This window comes from Sphingomonas sp. SORGH_AS_0950, from assembly GCF_030818415.1.
In the GTDB taxonomy this organism is placed as follows: Bacteria; Pseudomonadota; Alphaproteobacteria; order Sphingomonadales; family Sphingomonadaceae; genus Sphingomonas.
In genome coordinates, this window is sequence record NZ_JAUTAE010000001.1 from 1,324,095 (window position 1) to 1,339,592 (window position 15,498).

General features: G+C 66.6%; 13 protein-coding genes. 4 read left to right on the top strand and 9 right to left on the bottom strand.

The features are described 5' to 3' along the window. Positions 1-50 precede the first annotated feature (50 nt). The gene (locus QE385_RS05550; RefSeq protein ID WP_307099850.1) at positions 51-1,418 is read left to right on the top strand and encodes an MFS transporter; all 1,368 of its coding nucleotides are present in this window, start codon (positions 51-53) and stop codon (positions 1,416-1,418) included. Positions 1,419-1,449: 31 nt separating this feature from the next. After that, a complete protein-coding gene (locus QE385_RS05555; protein WP_307099852.1) occupies positions 1,450-2,571 on the top strand; it encodes a glycoside hydrolase family 68 protein in 1,122 nt (373 codons plus the stop codon). Positions 2,572-2,577: 6 nt separating this feature from the next. Here QE385_RS05555 and QE385_RS05560 read toward each other — a convergent pair whose 3' ends face one another. The 9 genes from QE385_RS05560 to QE385_RS05600 all read right to left on the bottom strand — a co-directional run bounded on the left by QE385_RS05560 (position 2,578) and on the right by QE385_RS05600 (position 13,131). Next, positions 2,578-3,615, bottom strand: a complete 1,038-nt coding sequence (locus QE385_RS05560; protein ID WP_309701721.1) for a substrate-binding domain-containing protein — start codon at positions 3,613-3,615, stop codon at positions 2,578-2,580. A gap of 85 nt (positions 3,616-3,700) precedes the next feature. Continuing rightward, positions 3,701-4,156 carry a hypothetical protein gene (locus QE385_RS05565; RefSeq protein WP_307099854.1) on the bottom strand — a complete coding sequence of 152 codons (456 nt, stop codon included), beginning with the start codon at positions 4,154-4,156 and terminating at the stop codon, positions 3,701-3,703. A 91-nt stretch (positions 4,157-4,247) separates the two neighbouring features. Further along, positions 4,248-5,177, bottom strand: a complete 930-nt coding sequence (locus tag QE385_RS05570) for an electron transfer flavoprotein subunit alpha/FixB family protein (RefSeq protein ID WP_307099857.1) — start codon at positions 5,175-5,177, stop codon at positions 4,248-4,250. Next, entirely contained in the window at positions 5,174-5,923 is a 750-nt protein-coding gene (locus QE385_RS05575; protein WP_307099859.1) for an electron transfer flavoprotein subunit beta/FixA family protein, read from the bottom strand. Before QE385_RS05575 ends, QE385_RS05570 begins: the two co-directional genes overlap by 4 nt. 14 nt (positions 5,924-5,937) lie before the next feature. Then, positions 5,938-7,245 carry an OmpP1/FadL family transporter gene (locus QE385_RS05580; protein ID WP_307099861.1) on the bottom strand — a complete coding sequence of 436 codons (1,308 nt, stop codon included), beginning with the start codon at positions 7,243-7,245 and terminating at the stop codon, positions 5,938-5,940. A 43-nt stretch (positions 7,246-7,288) separates the two neighbouring features. Then, complete coding sequence (locus tag QE385_RS05585; protein WP_307099863.1) at positions 7,289-7,696, bottom strand: DUF2147 domain-containing protein; 408 nt, start codon at positions 7,694-7,696, stop codon at positions 7,289-7,291. Between the two features lie 156 nt (positions 7,697-7,852). Beyond that, positions 7,853-9,649 carry an acyl-CoA dehydrogenase C-terminal domain-containing protein gene (locus tag QE385_RS05590; protein WP_307099865.1) on the bottom strand — a complete coding sequence of 599 codons (1,797 nt, stop codon included), beginning with the start codon at positions 9,647-9,649 and terminating at the stop codon, positions 7,853-7,855. A gap of 18 nt (positions 9,650-9,667) precedes the next feature. After that, complete coding sequence (locus QE385_RS05595) at positions 9,668-11,995, bottom strand: 3-hydroxyacyl-CoA dehydrogenase/enoyl-CoA hydratase family protein (RefSeq protein ID WP_307104585.1); 2,328 nt, start codon at positions 11,993-11,995, stop codon at positions 9,668-9,670. Beyond that, positions 11,995-13,131, bottom strand: a complete 1,137-nt coding sequence (locus tag QE385_RS05600; RefSeq protein WP_307099866.1) for a thiolase family protein — start codon at positions 13,129-13,131, stop codon at positions 11,995-11,997. The genes QE385_RS05595 and QE385_RS05600 overlap by 1 nt, the downstream gene beginning before the upstream one ends. Before the next feature lie 131 nt (positions 13,132-13,262). On the opposite strand from QE385_RS05600, the gene QE385_RS05605 reads away from it, so the two are divergent. Further along, positions 13,263-14,981, top strand: coding sequence for a long-chain fatty acid--CoA ligase (locus QE385_RS05605; RefSeq protein WP_373424640.1), 1,719 nt, complete (start codon positions 13,263-13,265; stop codon positions 14,979-14,981). Continuing rightward, complete coding sequence (locus QE385_RS05610; protein ID WP_307099869.1) at positions 14,978-15,367, top strand: MerR family DNA-binding transcriptional regulator; 390 nt, start codon at positions 14,978-14,980, stop codon at positions 15,365-15,367. The genes QE385_RS05605 and QE385_RS05610 overlap by 4 nt, the downstream gene beginning before the upstream one ends. Positions 15,368-15,498 lie beyond the last annotated feature (131 nt).

Here is a 15,498-nt window from a genome sequence, read left to right on the forward strand (position 1 = left end):
GGCAAGCCAGCGATAGACCATGGCCCATCCCCGCGTGCGAGAGGATCTCGATGACCCCGTCCACCCCCGCCGCCGGAACCATGGCCCCGATCAAACCCCGCCTTTCGCTGGTCCGCATCCTGGAGATGAATCTGGGCTTTCTGGGCCTTCAGTTCAGCTTCGGGCTGCAACAGGGCAATATGGCGCCGATCTACAGCTATCTGGGCGCGTCGGAGGCGCAGATTCCGCTGTTGCAGATGGCCGGGCCGATGACGGGTCTGCTGATCCAGCCGCTGATCGGCGCGATGAGCGACCGGACCGACAGCCGCTGGGGACGTCGCACCCCCTATTTCCTGGTCGGCGCGGTGCTGTGCGCGCTGGGGCTGTTCTTCATGCCGCTCAGCTCGTCGCTGCTGATGGCGGTGTCGCTGCTCTGGATTCTGGACGCGGGCAACAACATCACCATGGAGCCCTACCGTGCCTATGTCTCCGACCGGCTGGACGGGGCGCAGCATAATATCGGCTTTCTGACCCAGAGCGCCTTTACCGGCCTGGCGCAGATGCTCGCCTTCCTCACCCCCTCGATCCTGGTCTGGGCGGGGATGAACCCTGACTGGGTGGACGGGCATAATATCCCCTATACGGCGCGCGTGGTCTTCATGATCGGCGCGGCGCTGTCCTTCATCACCATCGTCTGGTCGATCCGGCGCGTGCCCGAATTGCCGACGAGCGAGGCGGACCGCGCGCGCATCGCCGCCGCGCCCAAAGGGATCGGGCCGGTGCTCAAGGAGATCGGCGACGCGATCCGCGCCATGCCGATGCCGATGCGCAAGCTGGCGCTGATGAGCCTGTTCCAATGGTATGCGATGATGGCCTATTGGAATTACGTCATCTATGCGATCGGCCGCTCGGTCTATGGCACCGCCGATGCGACGTCCTCGGGTTTCCATGCTGCCGTGCTGACCAATGGCGAGGTCGCGGCCTTCTATAACGGCGTCGCCTTCGTCGCGGCCTTTGCGATGGTGCCGCTGGCCAAGCGCTGGGGCGCGGCGCCGCTCCACGCGCTGTGCCTGGTCATCACCGGCATCGGGATGATCGCGATGCCCCATGTCACCAGCAAGGCGATGCTGTTCCTGCCCGCGATCGGCATCGGGCTGGGCTGGGCCAGCATGATGGGCAACCCGTACGTCATCCTGGCGGGCTCGATCCCGCCCGAGCGGACGGGCGTCTATATGGGCATCTTCAACATGATGATCGTCATTCCGATGCTGATCTTCGGCGTGACCCTGCCCCTGTTCTACCAAGACTGGCTGGGCAGCGATCCGCGCAATGTGCTGACCCTGTGCGGTGTGCTGATGCTGCTGGCCGCCGTCTCCGTGTTCACGGTGCGTGCGCGGGGGCGGGACGGCCTGCCCCTGGGCGCGGTGCCGCAAGCCTGATCCCCCTCCCCCCTTTCTGCTCCGAGGTATTATGACGATCACCCCCGCCCATTGGTCGGCCGAGGCGCTGGCCGGGATCGCCGCGCAAGACGATGCCCGCCTGCCCGTCTTCAGCGCCGCCGATGTCGTGCCGATCCTGCCCGACCACGACCTGTGGGACATGTGGCAGATCGCCTATGCCGATGGCCGCACCGCCTTTCTCGGCGGGCGGAGCTGGTGGTTCTTCCTCGCCACGCCGCGCTTCGAGGACCCCGAGATGCGCCATGACGAAGCGCGCATCCGGCTGACCAGCCACGGTGCGGACGGCTGGCGCGATCACGGCGTGACCTTCCCGGACGGCTTCACGCCGGGCAGCCGCGAATGGTCGGGCTCGGCGGTGCTGGGCGAGGACGACACGACGCTGACCATGTATTTCACCGCCTCGGGACGGCGCGGCGGTCCGCGCACCTTCGAGCAGCGTTTGTTCGAGACGGTCGGCCGCTTCCTGCCCGAGGAAGGGCGCACCGAGGGCTGGAGCGAGCCGGTCGAAAGCGTCGCGGCGGACGGCCATCACTATATCGTCGCCAACCAGGCCGAACCCGAAAATGGCGGCATCAAGGGCTTTCGCGATCCCGGCTATTTCCGCGATCCGGCGGACGGGGCGGAGTATCTGCTGTTCGTCGGATCGGCGGGCTGGGTGAAACAGGATATCGACGGCGTGGTCGGCGTGGCCAAGCGCGAGGGCGACCGCTGGGCGATCCAGCCGCCGCTGATCGAATCGCTGGGCGTCAACAGCGAGCTTGAGCGGCCGCACATCATCCTGCGCGACGGCCATTATTACTGCTTCTGGTCGACGCAGGGCAAGCGCTTCGCCCCCGGCCTGGGCGCGCCGACCGGGCTCTATGCGATGGTCGCGGAGCGGTTCGACGGGCCGTGGCGGCCGGTCAACGGCACCGGCCTGGTCGCGGGCAATCCGGTCGAGGAGCCGACCCAGGCCTATTGCTGGTGGGTGACCGGCGAAGGCGATGTCATCAGCTTCGTCGACTATTGGGGGCTGGAGGGCCGCGACGCCGGTGCCGACCCGGCGCTGCGTCGCCAGCGTTTCGGGGGCACCGCCGCGCCGTGGTTCCGCCTGGCCTTTGATGGAGACCGGGTGACGATCGCGCGCGACTGAGCCCCGTCAGGCGGAGTCGCGGGCGATCAGTTCGGGGGTCAGGATCACCGATCCGGCTTCCTGGCCCGCGATCCGCGCGAACAGCGCGTCGACCATCGCCTGCGCGCCGGTCGCGACATCCTGGCGGATGGTGGTGATGCGCGGCACCGCCTGCGCCGATAGCGGCAGGTCGTCATAGCCGATCACCGGCAGCGCGTCGGGCACGGTGATCGCGCGGTCGGTCAGCACGCGCACCGCCGTCATCGCGATCATGTCGGAGGCCGCGGCGATGCCGTCGATGGGCATGGTGCCGCCGCCCTGTTCCAGCAACGCGTCGATATGCGCCGCGATCTCCCGCTCCATCAGGTCGGAGGCGAGATGCGTGGCGAGCTGGATCAGCTGAGCATCCACTCCCGCCGCCGCGATCGCCTCGGCCACGCCGTCATGGCGCTGGCGGATTTCGGGCGCGCTGGCGTCGCCCAGAAAGGCGATGCGGCGGCACCCGCGCGCGATCAGCCGTTCGCCGACCAGCCGCCCGCCCGCGCGATTGTCGGTGCCGACCGCGACATGCACCTGATCGGGCAGCGTCACGCCCCAGGCGACCAGCGGGCGATAGCGCCGCGCCACCCGCTCGATCGCGTCATACTGGTTGGACTGGCCGATCAGCAGGACGCCGTCGACCATTCCCGAATCGACCACCCGGTCCAGCCAGTCCTCGGCATCGGGGATGATGCGCGAGAGCATCACGTCATAGCCGCTCTCGGTCAGCGCATCGGCCAGATAGCCCAACATGGTCATGAAGAACGGGTCGGACAGATGCTGGCGACGCTCATGGCCCAGCGGCACGACGATCCCGATCACCCCGGTCCGGCGGGTGCGCAACCGGCTGGCCATCTGGTTGGGGCGAAAGCCATGCTCGTCGGCCAGCGACTGGATGCGCCGCCGCGTCTCTTCGTTGACCAGCGCCTTGCCGGCCAGCGCGCGCGACACGGTGCCCGGCGACACCCCCGCCAGCTGCGCCAGATCCGCGATCGTGCGCACGCGCCGCTCGCTTCCTCCCATCATATTCTCATTCATCTGCTAACGCTAACCGGACCGGCGTGGCGGGAACAAGCAGGCAACGGGATTTCCTGCACATTCCTCACATAAATCAACGATATTCGGTCGTAACGTCCATCTTCCACCCATGGATCGCGACGGTGCGGCCGTTTTGACATTCCGGCGCACCGATGATCCGCATCCAGCGCTCGACACCCGACACCCGGATCAGCGCATCGATCGTGAAGCCGCGCCGGTGCCGTATCGCATAGTAACGCAGCCGCTCGACCGCCGAGCAGGACTCGCTGCTATAATAAGGCAGGATCTGCGAACGCTCCAGCACCCGTCCAAGCCGCCAGTCGAACAGATCATAGACACCCTGCGACCATCGCAAGTGCTGTGACATTAGATCACAATGCCAGCGCCCGATCCCGCGCGCGGCCAACCATTCATCGTCGGCATCGATCTGGGTGATGTCCGGCGCATCGGGACGGCCGAGGTCGAAGCGCATGCCCTGCTCGAACAATGGCCAGCTATGGTTTAATGCGAGCGGCTCGGTGGCTTTCATGCGAACCTCCTTCGAGAGGAGAGCAGCTAAGCCAGAAAAATTGATGTATGTTTAAAAGCCGCCCCGACTCATGGCCGGGGCGGTCTGGGTTTCACACCTTGTCGGTCAGTTCCGGCACGACGGTGAAGAGGTCGCCGACCAGGCCGATATCGGCGACCTGGAAGATCGGGGCATCCTCGTCCTTGTTGATCGCGACGATGACCTTGGAGTCCTTCATCCCCGCCAGATGCTGGATCGCGCCCGAGATGCCGACCGCGACATAGACTTCGGGCGCGACGATCTTGCCGGTCTGGCCGACCTGATAGTCGTTGGGGGCATAACCCGCATCGACCGCCGCACGGCTCGCGCCGACGGCGGCACCCAGCTTGTCGGCGAGCGGATCGATCAGCGCGTGGAACTGCTCCTCCGAGCCCAGCGCGCGACCGCCCGAGACGATGACCTTGGCGCTGGTGAGTTCCGGCCGGGCATTCTCGGCCTTCTCCGCGCCGACGAAGCGGGACTTGGCCGCATCGCCGGTCGAGGCGACCGCCTCGATGGTGCCCGAACCGCCCTCGGCCGCCGCCTTTTCGAAAGCGGTGGTGCGGACGGTCAGGACCAGCTTGGCGTCAGTCGTCTTCACGGTCGCGATCGCATTGCCCGCATAGATGGGCCGGGTGAAGCTGTCCGGCCCTTCGACCGACAGGATGTCGCTGATCTGCATCACGTCGATGAGGGCTGCGACGCGCGGCGCGATGTTCTTGCCCGTCGTGGTCGAGGGGGCGAGGAAGGCGTCGTGATGCCCCATCAGCTCGGCCACCAGCGGCGCGACATTCTCGGCCAGTGTGTTGGCGTACGCCGCATCGTCGGCGACATGGACCTTGCCGACGCCCGCAATCTTCGCGGCGGCCTGCGCCACGCCGTCCACGCCCTGCCCTGCAACGATCAGGTGCACTTCGCCCAGCTTGGCCGCCGCCGTGACGGTCGCCAGCGTGGCATCCTTGACGGCCCCGCCGTCATGCTCGACCCATACCAGCGTCTTCACTTGGCCACTCCCAGTGCTTTGAGTTTCTCGACCAGTTCGTCGACCGAGCCGACCTTGACGCCCGCCTGGCGCTTGCCCGGCTCGGCGACATGGGTGATCGTCAGACGGGGCGCGATGTCGACGCCGTAATCGGCCGCCGTCTTGGTCGCCATCGGCTTGGACTTGGCCTTCATGATGTTGGGCAGCGACGCATAGCGCGGCTCGTTAAGGCGCAGGTCGGTGGTGACGATCGCGGGCAGGGTCAGCGCCACCGTCTCGAGACCGCCATCGACCTCGCGGGTGACGTTGGCCGTCTCACCCTCGATCTCGACCTTCGACGCGAACGTCCCCTGCGCCCAGCCGAGCAGCCCGGCCAGCATTTGCCCGGTCTGGTTGTTGTCGCCGTCGATCGCCTGCTTGCCCAGGATCACGAGGCCGGGCTGTTCCTCCTCGACCACCTTGGCGAGCAGCTTGGCGACGCCCAGCGGCTCAGGCGCCTGATCGGCGGTGATCAGGATCGCCCGGTCCGCCCCCATGGCGAGTGCGGTGCGCAGCGTGTCCGCCGCCTTGGGCTCGCCGATCGAGACGACGACCACTTCGGTCGCCGCCCCCTTCTCCTTCAGCCGGATCGCCTCTTCCACCGCGATCTCGTCGAACGGGTTCATCGACATCTTCACGTTCGCCAGATCGACGCCCGTCCCGTCCGCCTTCACCCGCGGCTTCACGTTATAATCCAACACCCGCTTCACGGGCACGACGATCTTCATAACCACTCTCTCAATCAGAAGCTGAAGCGGCCGCCGATCGACGCCACGAACGCACGCGCATTCTGCACCTGGCCCGAGGTCAGGATCGGCGTCTGCACCGCCGTGCCCGCATAGGCGGCGGTACGGCGGTCGATGGTCGCGTTGGCGAAGTCGATATAGCTGCCCGCCGCGTCCAGCGTGAAGCGCGGGGTCAGCTTGTACGAGCCGCCGATCGAGTAGTTCCAGCGATTGGCGTCGGGCACGCGCGCGTCGCGATTGCCGTCCTGCGTCGGGGTGATGCCCCGCTGCACACCGGCACGCACCGTCAGGCGGTCATTGGCCGCATAGTCGAAGCCGCCCGCCAGCGACCAGCTGTTGCGGTAATTTTCGGGGATCGCGGTGTTGATCGGCGCGCCCAGCCGGATCGCGTCGAAATCGGCCCAGGTGAAGCGCACGACCTGTGCGTTCAGGGTCAGCTTGTCGGTGGTGCGGAAACGGCCCGAGACGATGATCTGCGCAGGGGTATAGAATTCCGCCGTCGCCCCGTCGACCGTCCGGTTCTGCCCGGCGAGGGGGCCGAGCAGGCCGCCCACTTCCAGGCTGCCCTTCAGCTTGTGCTTGATGTTCGACTTGTAGCTGATGCCGACCGTCGCCCAGTCATTGTGCAGCTGGACACCCGCGGTCCAGCCCAGGTCCCAGCCATCGCCCTTCAGCCGCTGATACCCGTCCGCCAGCTGCGACGACAGGTTGGGCAGCGCATTGCCCAGTTCGGCCTTGATATATTCGACGTTGAGCGCGCCGCCGACGCGCAGCCAGTCGAGCAGCGCGATGCCCACCGAAGGCTGGATGTCGATGGTCCGCAGCTCGGTCTTGAGCGCGCTGTACCGCGCCCAGCTGTTGCCGTCATATTCGGTCGTGAAGCTGTAGGGCGAGGTGACGGCCAGGCCGACCGCGACCCGGTCGTTCAGCGGGATGGCGACCGCGCCCGAGGGCACGACGCCGCGATTGATCGGATCGCTCGACACCCGGTTGCCGCCGACCGGCTGGAAGGTGGTCTGGCCCGGCCGACGGATCAGCGTGCCGGTATCGACCACATCGCCCTTGGGGATGATCGCCGAGGCGCCGAGCACCGCCTCGCCGCGCTCCATTCCCGCGATCGAGGCCGGGTTCCACCACAGCGACGAGGCCCCGGTATCGGCACCCTCGCCGGAAAAGGCGCGGCCCTGCCCCCGCGTCGACTGTTCCTGAAGATAAAAGGCCTGGCCGTGCGCCGCGCCCGCAAAGGCAAAGGAGGACGACAGGATGGCAGAGGCCAGAAGCGGAGCCCTGAAGCGCTTGGTCATGATCTTATTCCCCGAATCTTGTGTTGGATGGCGACGTGGCGGATCAGCGGATGCGGGTCCAGGTCTGCGTCTTGCACAGCGGCACGAAGACGCAGCCGCGCACCTTCAGCGTATCCGGCCCCTCGGGCGTCAGCTTCGCGCTATAGGTCTTGCCATCCTCGGCATTGTAGATGGTGCCGCCGCTCCAGGCCGTGCCGTCCTGTGAGAAGCCCTGCAGGATCAGCAGGTTCTTCAGCGGACGATTGCGCAGCTTGGGATCGCGGTTGTTCTGGTCGGTCAGCGCCGGGTTGGTGCGCAGCTTTTCCGAGGTCAGGACGCGGCCGCAGACCGACGCCCCGCATTTCTGGATCTCGACTACGCCGCCGCGCGTCTGCGTCTGCCAACGGCCGATCACCGTATCGGCGTTCGCACCGGCGGCGGCCAGCGCCATGGCTGTCAGGCTCAACAACATGCCTCTTCTCCTCTCCATGCCCGATGATCCGGGCCGGACGCCGCCTTTTCGCGGTCGCCCAGATTTCCCTATACGTTCATCATATGACGCATAGGATAATGCCCTATGCGTATAATGCCGACGGGCCGCAATCAAGGCCCGCCGGCATCATGACCATCAAAACGCCTCCAGCTCCAGCGCCATGGTCGAGCGCTTGCCCGACTTGATCGCCAGGAACGCCGCCGTCGCCTGCGGCAGGATGCGATCGAAGAAGAAACCGGCGGTGGCGAGCTTGGCCTTGTAGAAGCCCGCCTCGTCGCTGCCTTCGGCCAGTTTCGCGGTCGCGATCCGCGCCGACTTCAGGAAGCAATGCCCCATGCCGACCAGGCCGAGCAGGCGCAGATAGTCGGTCGCGGCGGCACCGGCTTCCTCGGGGTCCTTCATCCCCTTCTGCGCGATCATGCCGGTGCTGAGCTGGAGCGCGCCGAACGCCTGCTGCATCCCCGCCGCCCAGCCTGCGATCGCCTTGTCCTCGGACTTGACCAGCGCCTCGACCTGTTCGGACACCGCATGGAAGAAGGGGCGCATATAGCGGCCCATATGCGCGGGCATCTTGCGGCCGACGAGGTCGAGCGCCTGGACGCCGTTGGTGCCCTCATAGATCTGGGCGATGCGGGCGTCGCGGACGAACTGCTCGATGCCATGGTCGCGGATATAGCCGTGGCCGCCATGGACCTGCACCGCCATGTTCGCCGCGTCGAAGGCCAGGTCGGTGAACAGCGCCTTCACGACCGGGGTCATCAGCGCGACGAAGTCCGCCGCGCGCGACTGGTCGGCCGGGTCGATGGCATTCGCCTCGGCATCCAGCGCGCGTGCGGCCCATTGGCCCAGCGCACGGCAGCCCTCGGCATAGGCGCGCATGGTCATCAGCATCCGCCGCACGTCCGGGTGGACAATGATCGGGTCGGCGAGCAGGTCGGGGCGCTTGGCTCCGCCCAGCGCGCGGCCCTGCAACCGGTCCTTGGCATAGGCGACGGCCGACTGATAGGCGATCTCGTTGATGCCGAGGCCCTGGATGCCGACCGAGACGCGCTCGGTGTTCATCATGGTGAACATGGCGGCCAGGCCCTTGTTCAGCTCGCCCACGACCCAGCCCTTGGAGTCGTTGAACTCCAGCTGGCAGGTGGCCGACGCCTTCAGGCCCATCTTGTGCTCGATCGCCGCGACGCTGACGCCGTTGGCCGGGCCGACCGAGCCGTCATCCTTGGGCAGATATTTGGGCACCAGGAACAGGCTGATCCCCTTCACCCCCTTGGGCGCATCGGGCGTGCGCGCGAGGACGAGGTGGATGACATTGTCGGTCAGGTCATGGTCGCCCGCCGAGATGAAGATCTTGCCGCCGGTCAGCCGGTACGACCCATCACCTTGCGGCTCGGCGCGGGTGCGGAGCAGGCCCAGATCGGTGCCGCAATGCGCCTCGGTCAGGCACATGGTGCCGGACCATTCGCCCGAGATCATCTTGGGCAGATAGAAGCTCTTCAGGTCCTCCGAGCCATGGCCCATCAGCGCGGTGGTCGCGCCGTGGGTCAGGCCGGGATAGAGGCTGAACGACAGGTTGGTCGCGCAGATCATCTCCTCGACCAGCTTGTTCACCGCCTCGGGCAGCCCCTGCCCGCCATATTCGACCGGCGAGGCGAGCGCGGCCCAACCGCCCTCGCAGAACTGGCTATAGGCGTCCTTGAACCCGGCGGGCGTGCGGACGACGCCGTTTTCCAGCTTGCAGCCCTCGATATCACCGGTGGCGTTGAGCGGCAGCAGAACTTCCTGCGTGACGCGCGCCGCCTCTTCCAGGATCGCGTCGTACAGCTCGGGGCCGAATTCGTCCTGCCCCGCGACGGGGCCGAACTCGTCCTCCTGAAACAGCTCGTGGAGGACGAAGCGCATGTCGCGCAGCGGCGCGTTATAGACTTGCATGGGATTATCCTCTCCCGATCAATTGCGCAGCGGCTTGCCGGTTTCGAGCATATGCTCGACCCGCGCCTGGGTCCGCGCATCCTTGACGCTTTCCATGAAGGCGGCGCGTTCCAGCTTGAGCAGTTGGTCCTCGCTCACCTCGTCGATGATATCGGCCTCGCCGCCGGTGACGATGTTCGCCAGACGGCCCGCCACCACCACGTCATAGGGGGTGGCGACGCCCTTCTTGGCGAAGTCGGCAACCGCGCCGCTGAAGGCGACCCGTCCCGCCGCACCCGGCAGGCGGAAGACCGGCTTTTCGGGCGGCTGATAGCCCTCGACCAGCGACAGTGCCTTGCTCTTGGCATCGGCCAGCAGGCGGTCGCGGTTCATGGTGATGCCATCGTCCTTGCGAAGATAGCCGAGGTCCTTCGCCAGCGCCGCCGAGCGTGACACCTGCGCGGTCGAGATGGTCTCGAACGCCTTCATGACGGCGGGCATCGGCCCCTTGGGCATCTTGGGCGACTTGGCGAGGCGGTCGATCAGCTCGCCATTGCCGCCCCAGCCGGGCACCAGACCGACACCGGTCTCGACCAGACCGATATAGCTTTCGGCATGCGCCTGGATCGCATCGGCATGGAGCAGGATCTCGCACCCACCGCCCAGCGCCATGCCAGCCGGAGCCGCGACCACCGGGAAGGGCGCGTATTTCAGCGCCTTGTACGCCTGCTGCCCCGCGACGACCAGCTTGTCGACCTCACCCCAGGCCGCGATGTTCACCGCGAACATGGCGAGACCCAGATTGGCACCGGCCGAGAAGTTGCTGCCCTCATTATAGATGACCAGCGCCTTATACTGGCTCTTCACCAGCGCGATGGTCTTTTGCAGCAGCGTCAGCACCTGCTCGTCGAGCGCGTTCATCTTTCCGGTGAACTCGAACGCCACGACGCCGTCGCCGACATCCCAGGCCGCCGCCGAACCGTTCTTGAGCAGCGGTTCGGAGCGCAGCTTGATATCCTCGAGCAGCAGCACGCCCTCGGCGCGGACGACATCGGCATAGTCGCCGCCCAGCGTCAGATATTGCCGCTTGCCATCGACCACGCGATAGAAGGGGCGGTCGCCCGCCGTCTCCAGCAGCGCCGGAACGGGCTTGCCGTCGGCACGCAGCCGCTCGGCCAGCTTGCCCGGACTCAGCCGGTCGATCAGCTCGAACGGGCCGAACTTCCAGTTATAGCCCAGCTTCATCGCGTCATCGATCGCGACCACGTCGTCCGCCGCTTCGCCGACCAGACCGGCGGCATAGGACAGCACCGGACCCAGGATCGCCCAGGCATAATCGCCGACCTTGCCCGGCGTCGCGACCAGCGCGGCCAGATCCTTTTCGGCGCGGCCGGGCAGACGCTCGGGCTTCTTCTCGGCGCGATATTCGCCGGTCTTCAGATCGATCGCCTGCTTCGCCTTGGTGCCGTCGGGCTTGCGGTCGAGGCGGTAGAAGCCACCCTTGCCCTTGCGGCCGGTAAAGCCCTCCGCGATCATCCTGTCGACCAACGGCAGCGGGCGGACCGTGTCGAAATAGGCGTCGCCTTCGGGCAGGGTCGAGGACAGCGACTTGGCGAGCAGCGGCATCAGGTCGATGCCGACCAGGTCGATCAGCCCGAAAATGCCGGTCTTGGGCACGCCCATCGGACGGCCGCCGATCTGGTCGGCCTCCTCGACGGTCAGCCCCTGATCCATCGCCGCATTGATCGCGACGGCCAGCCAATAGGTGCCGATACGGTTGGCGATGAAGCCCGGCGTGTCCTTGGCGCGGACGATCCGCTTGCCCATGCGGTGATCGACGAACTGCTCGACCTTGGCCGCGACACCGGCATCGGTGTGGTCCGAGGTCACGATCTCGATCAGCCGCATATAGCGCGGCGGGTTGAAGAAATGGGTAATGAGGAAGTCGTTTTTGAACTGCTCCGACCGCCCCTCGACCAGATGGCCGAGCGGGATGGTCGAGGTGTTGGACGACACCGCCGTCCCCGGCCGCTTCAATTCCTCCAGCCGCGCATAAAGCGCCTGCTTGATGTCCAGCCGCTCGACCACCGCCTCGACAATCCAGCCGCATTCGGCGACCTTATCCAGATGATCCTCGATATTGCCCGTTTCGACCAGCTTGGCGGCGGCGGGCGACATGAAGGGCGCGGGCTCGGTCTTGAGCATCTTGGCGACGGCACCCTTGGCGATGGCGTCGCGGTCGGCGCCGTCCTTGGGCACGATGTCGAGCAGCAGGACGGGCACACCGGCATTGGCGACCTGCGCCGCGATGCCAGCCCCCATCACGCCTGCGCCGATCACGCAAACCTTGTTGATCGTGTCAGCCATCATGCACGCTCCAGAACCGTCGCGATGCCCTGCCCGCCGCCGATGCACTGGGTGGCGAGCGCGTACTGGCCGCCATCGCGCGCCAGCAACGCCGCCGCCTTGCCGACGATGCGCGCGCCGGTCGCGCCCAGCGGATGACCGATCGCGATCGCGCCGCCGTCCTTGTTGATCGTCTCGTCCTTCAGGCCGAGGTCGCGGATGCAGGCGATCGCCTGGCTGGCAAAGGCCTCGTTGATCTCGACCACGTCGAGGTCGCCCGCCGAAATGCCCGCGCGCTCCAGCGCCTTTTTGGACGAGCCGATCGGACCAAGGCCCATCGTCTCCGGCTCACAGCCCGAAATGCCGACCGCCTTGATGCGGGCGAGGATCTTCAGGCCGTGGCGATTGGCAAACTCTTCCGACGTGACCAGCACGGCCGCCGCGCCATCGGTCAGCGGCGAGGCGGTGCCCGCCGTGACGGTGCCCTCCTTGTCGAAGGCAGGCTTCAGGCCGGACAGCACTTCTTCGGTCGTGTCGGGACGGATCAGCCCGTCCTCGGTCACGTCGCCCGCCTTGGTGTGGATCGGCACGATCTCATCGGCGAGCCGCCCGGCGGCGCGCGCCTCGGCGGCCTTTTTCTGGCTGGCGACCGCGAACTTCTCCTGCTCGGCGCGGGTGATCTGATACTTTTGCGCGACATTCTCGGCGGTCTGGCCCATGCCCATATAGGCGCCGGGCCGGGCGGCGGCGAGCTCGGGGTTGGGCAGCGGGTTATAGCCGCCCATCGGCACCCGGCTCATCGACTCGATGCCCGCGCAGATGAACGCCTCGCCCGCGCCGATCTGGATCTGGCCCATGGCGATATGGATGGCCGACATGGACGATCCGCAGAAACGGTTCACCGTCATGCCGCCGACCGACAGCGGCAGGTCCGCCAGCAGGCCGATCAGCCGCGCGACGTTCATGCCCTGCTCGCCCTCGGGAAAGGCGCAGCCCAGGATGATGTCCTCGATCTCCGATGCGTCGACGCCGGTCCGTTCGATCAGGCCGCGAATCACCTGCGCGGTCAGGTCATCGGGACGAACCCGTGCGAGCGCGCCCTTGCCAGCCTGGGTGAAGGGAGAGCGGGCATAGCCTGCGATCACGATGTTGGTCATCCAATCCTCTCTTTATGGGCTTGCGGCCTAACGTTAAGGTGCGTTACCTACCCTATACGTCAAGACAATAAGCAACTCGACCGCAATCGACAACCGGGTATGGTCGAAAAAAGATATAGGAGAGCGACGCGATGACGGCAGGAGCCATCGGGGAAACCACGACAGGCGGTGTACCGGGTCAGGCGGCGGGACGTCCCCTGGTCTTCGAGCCGCGGCTGCTGACTGACATGTTCGAGACCACGGTACGGCGGCACGGGGATCGCCCCGCCATCGACTTCATGGGCCGAATCACCCGCTATGACGAACTGGGCGCGATGGTCGACAAGGCCGCCGCCGGGCTTCAGGCGCTGGGGGTGAAGCAGGGCACCCGCGTCGCGCTCTGCCTGCCCAACATCATCTATTACCCCGTCCTCTATTTCGCGACGCTGAAGGCGGGGGGCATCGTCGTCAACGTCAACCCGCTCTATGTCGAGCGCGAGCTATGCCATTTGCTGGAGGATTCGGGCGCGGAGATCATCGCGACCTGCGACATTCCCGACATTTACGGCCGCGTCTCCCATGTCGCCGAGAAGCTCGGTCTGCGCCACGTCATTGCCTGTCCCGTGGCCGACGCGCTGCCGACCATCAAGGGGCTGGCCTATCGCCTGCTCAAGCGGTCGATGATCGCCGCCCCCGGCCCCTCGCCCCGCCATCTGAGCTTCGCGCAGATGATGAAGCGCGGCGGCACCCTGACCCCGGTATCGGCCAGGCCCGACGATGTGGCCGTGCTGCAATATACCGGCGGCACCACCGGCAGCCCCAAGGCGGCGATGCTGTCGCACGCCAACCTGATCGCCAATGCCGATGCGATGGTCATCCATACCGGCGGCGAGGAGATGATCGGCGAGGAGCGTATCCTGGGTGTCCTGCCGCTCTTCCACGTCTTTGCGCTGACCACGGTGCTCAGCTTCGCGATCCGGGTCGGCGCGGAGATGATCCTGCTCCCCCGGTTCGAGCTGGACCAGGTGCTCAAGACCATCGCGCGCAGCAAGCCGACTTATTTTCCAGCCGTCCCCACCATCTACAACGCGATCGCGGGCGTGGCCGAGGCGCGCAAGGTCGACCTGTCGGCGATCAAGGCGTGCATCTCGGGCGGCGCGCCGCTGCCGGCCGAGGTGCGCGTGGCGTTCGAGACCACGACCGGGGGCAAGCTGGTCGAGGGCTATGGCCTGTCGGAAGCGTCGCCGATCATCACCTGCAACCCGATCCTGGGCGAGAACAAGGGCGGATCGGCGGGGCTGCCCTTCCCCGGCACGATCATCGAGATCCGCGACCGCGACAATCCCGACCGGCTGATGCCGCCGGGCGAGGTCGGCGAAATCTGCGCGCGGGGCCCGCAGGTCATGTCCGGCTATTGGAACAGGCCCACCGAGAGCGAACAGGTCTTCATCCACGGCGCGCTGCGCACCGGCGACGTCGGCTATCTGGACGAGGACGGCTATCTGTTCATCGTCGACCGGATCAAGGACGTGATCCTGTGCGGCGGCTATAACGTCTATCCCCGCATGATCGAGGAGGCGCTGTACGAGCATCCCGCCGTCGCCGAGGCGGTGGTGATCGGCATCCCCGACCCCTATCGCGGCCAGTCGCCCAAGGCCTTCGTCAAGCTGGCCGCCGATCATCACGCCACGCCCGAGGAACTGCGTGTGTTCCTTCAGGACAAGGTCAGCAAGATCGAGCTTCCCCGCGAAGTCGAAATCCGCGAAAGCCTGCCCAAGACCCTGATCGGCAAATTGTCGAAAAAGGAACTGGTCGAGGAAGAATTGGCGAAGGCGGCGGCGGCGCGGCCGGTGGGGGAACAGGCGAAGTGACGGATACGGAGGAGTTGCGCGGCATCCAGGATGTCGCCAACAGCCTGGGAGTGACGACGCGCACGTTGCGCTTCTACGAGGATCGCGGGCTGATCGAGCCGCGACGGGTGGGCACCGCGCGCGTCTATTCCAAGCGGGAAACGGCGCGGATGCAGCTGATCCTGCGCGGCAAGCGGCTGGGCTTCTCGCTGCGCGAGATCGAGGAGTTCCTGCGGCTGTACGATGCCGATCCCCAGCATGTCGAACAGATGCGCGCGCTGGCCGAGCGATGCCATGCGCGGATCGGCGAGCTCCGCCAGCAGATGACCGCGCTGGTCCAGACGGTCGACGAACTGGAGACGATCGAACGCGAGGCACGCGAACGGATCGCGAAGGCGGGGGCGTAACCGCCCATCCTCCCCAAGCTGTGCTTGGGGAGGGGGACCATCGCGCCAGCGATGGTGGAGGGGCGAGACGGATCGGCAAGGCCCCTCCACCGCGCCCTATGGGCGCGGTCCCCCTCCCCATCTGACGATGG

Coding starts and splice junctions, on each gene's coding strand:
- QE385_RS05600 (WP_307099866.1), bottom strand. CDS start 13,131: ATGACCAACATCGTGATCGCAGGCTATGCCCGCTCTCCCTTCACCCAG.
- QE385_RS05595 (WP_307104585.1), bottom strand. CDS start 11,995: ATGGCTGACACGATCAACAAGGTTTGCGTGATCGGCGCAGGCGTGATG.
- QE385_RS05565 (WP_307099854.1), bottom strand. CDS start 4,156: ATGAAAGCCACCGAGCCGCTCGCATTAAACCATAGCTGGCCATTGTTC.
- QE385_RS05590 (WP_307099865.1), bottom strand. CDS start 9,649: ATGCAAGTCTATAACGCGCCGCTGCGCGACATGCGCTTCGTCCTCCAC.
- QE385_RS05575 (WP_307099859.1), bottom strand. CDS start 5,923: ATGAAGATCGTCGTGCCCGTGAAGCGGGTGTTGGATTATAACGTGAAG.
- QE385_RS05560 (WP_309701721.1), bottom strand. CDS start 3,615: ATGATGGGAGGAAGCGAGCGGCGCGTGCGCACGATCGCGGATCTGGCG.
- QE385_RS05555 (WP_307099852.1), top strand. CDS start 1,450: ATGACGATCACCCCCGCCCATTGGTCGGCCGAGGCGCTGGCCGGGATC.
- QE385_RS05580 (WP_307099861.1), bottom strand. CDS start 7,245: ATGACCAAGCGCTTCAGGGCTCCGCTTCTGGCCTCTGCCATCCTGTCG.
- QE385_RS05550 (WP_307099850.1), top strand. CDS start 51: ATGACCCCGTCCACCCCCGCCGCCGGAACCATGGCCCCGATCAAACCC.
- QE385_RS05585 (WP_307099863.1), bottom strand. CDS start 7,696: ATGTTGTTGAGCCTGACAGCCATGGCGCTGGCCGCCGCCGGTGCGAAC.
- QE385_RS05605 (WP_373424640.1), top strand. CDS start 13,263: ATGACGGCAGGAGCCATCGGGGAAACCACGACAGGCGGTGTACCGGGT.